Origin of the sequence: Sphingomonas sp. PAMC 26617, from assembly GCF_000242835.1 — a bacterium.
Classification (GTDB): domain Bacteria; phylum Pseudomonadota; class Alphaproteobacteria; order Sphingomonadales; family Sphingomonadaceae; genus Sphingomonas.
Window position 1 is genome coordinate 1 of the sequence record NZ_JH594432.1, and the last position, 2210, is coordinate 2210.

The following is a 2210-nucleotide window of genomic DNA, read 5'->3' on the forward strand; positions in this document are numbered from 1 at the left end:
GGGCGGCCCGCGCGGGTCTCGCCGAACAGCTGGATCTTGGTCTTGTAGTCACGGAAGAACGCGTGATCGTAGCCGACCGCATATTTGTACTGCCACGTCGTCTGCTGATCCGAGGTTCCGAGGACGGGGCGGTTCGGGTCGGCGAAGACCTGGAAGCGGTAGTTCGAGTTGATCGTCGACGAGGTCGCGTTGCTGATGTCGCGAACGTCCTGCAGCGTGAAGCTGCCCGAGAGCGACAGGCCGAAGTCGAACGTCTTGTCGACGCGAACCACACCGATGTGGCTGCGGCCGCCCGAGGCATTGGTGGTCAGGATGTCGTAGTTGTTGTCGGTGAACCCGGCTGCCCCGGCGATGTTGCCGTAGCGCGGACGACCATCGGGCAGGGTGCCGATGACGACCGAGCGGATGTCGGTGAAGATCACCTGATCGATGTTCTTGGAGAAGTAGTAATCCGCCCCGAAGTTGAACCCGAACAGCGTGATGTCACCCGAGAGCGTCGCCTTGAGCGAGCGCGGAAGGTGGAAGTTCGGATCGATCGCGCCGGTGTTGGTGCGCTGGATCGCGGTGTTCGTCCCGATGTTGGTCGCCTGCGCCAGAAGGGCCGCCGGAACGACACCCGTGACGTTGTTGAGCGCGACATCGCACAGGCTGCCGGCAACGGCGCAGGTCGGATCGAGCGTCGTACCCGTCGAATAGCGGTTGATGGTCAGCGAGTTGGTGGTGATCGTGTTCGAGAAGCTGTTCGACAGATAGATGTCGGGCGAACCGCCACCGAAGATGCCCGCGCCACCGCGAACCTTCAGGCCGTGCACGAAATTGCCCGCATTATAGGCGAAGCTGATCCGCGGCTCGATCTGGTCGAGGCCCTTGTAGGTCTTGGTGTTGGGGAAGCCGTAGCGGTTCGTGAAGAACGTGTTGAGGATCGGCTTCTCGCCCATCGCATACATGCTGTAGCGCGCACCGTAGCTGACGCTCAGGTCGGGCGTGACCTGCCAGTCGTCCTGCAGACCGAAGGTGTACTGCGTGTAATGGAAGTTGGCGGCAGCGGTGCCCGGGCCGTTGATCTCGGCTGCATAGATGAGCTGGTTGGCGCGGCCAGCGGTATAATCGGCGAGCGAGTCGAAGTACCACGACCCGAGGCTGTTCTGAACGAAGTTGTTGAAGGTGCGGTTCTCGGTCACGTCGACCAGCAGCTTCACTTCATGGTTGCCCGCGCGGTAGCGGCCGAGGAACGAACCCTCCCACGTATCGAAGAACAGCTGGTTGGTCTGGCGCGAGTTGTCAGGCCCGAAGAAGATGCGCGGCGCACCGGTCGCGCAGCCCGTAGCCGTGTTGCCCGAAGCTTGGACGATCGAGGTCGGATCGACGCAGACGCCGATCTGCCCCGAACCGCGCCCGAGGAGGGGCTCCTGACCGCGCTGATTGTACTTGTACAGCCCGCGGATTTCGGTCGAGAACTTGTCGGTCCAATCCGAGTTCAGCTGAACGATCCCTGCGCGCAGCAGCTCGGTGAGCGCGTATGCGTTCGAACTCAGGCCGTAGCTCGGCGTGGTCGAGCTGGTCGAGGTGTTGTTCTGGCTGACCAGCGAGTCATAGGCATTGATGTACGACAGCGACAGCTTCTGGCCGCTGGTGATGTTCCAGTCGATCTGCGCGACGAACTTCTCGTCCTTGCGCGGATTGATGACCAGGGCGTCGCCCGGCTTCACCGCCGAATAGCGGCTCGTCGAGGTGATGCCGTTGATGGCGTTGATCTGGTTCTGGGTAAGACCCGGGATCTGCGGGACGAGCGTGCTGAACGGACGCGGATCGGTGTTGCGCTCGCCCGAGACCATGAAGAACAGCTTGTCCTTGATGATCGGGCCGCGGAGCATCGCGCCGTAGGTTTCGCTCTTGTACTTCGGCAGGGTGATCTTGGTCGACCCGATCCGGTCGCCCGACAGGCCGTCCGTGTTCTGCGAATAGAAGCCGGTGCCGTGGAATTCGTTCGTGCCCTTGAGCAGGATCGTGTCGATCGCGCCGCCCTGGAAACCGCTCTGGCGGAAATCATAAGGCGCGACCGAGGTCGAGACCTGGCCGAGCGCGTCGAAGGGAACGGGGCCACGGTTGGTCGGGCTCGCGTCCTGGTTAAGGCCGAACGTGTCGCCGACCTGCACACCGTTGATGGTGAAGCGGTTGTAGCGCGAGTTGACGCCGGCGAAGGCGACTGC

Annotated in this window: 1 protein-coding gene; it reads right to left on the reverse strand. The window is 62.6% G+C overall.

Annotation, left to right across the window (positions count from 1 at the left end):
• On the reverse strand, window positions 1-2210 hold a 2210-nt coding region (locus tag RH91_RS21140; protein WP_010165472.1), incomplete at both ends, for a TonB-dependent receptor.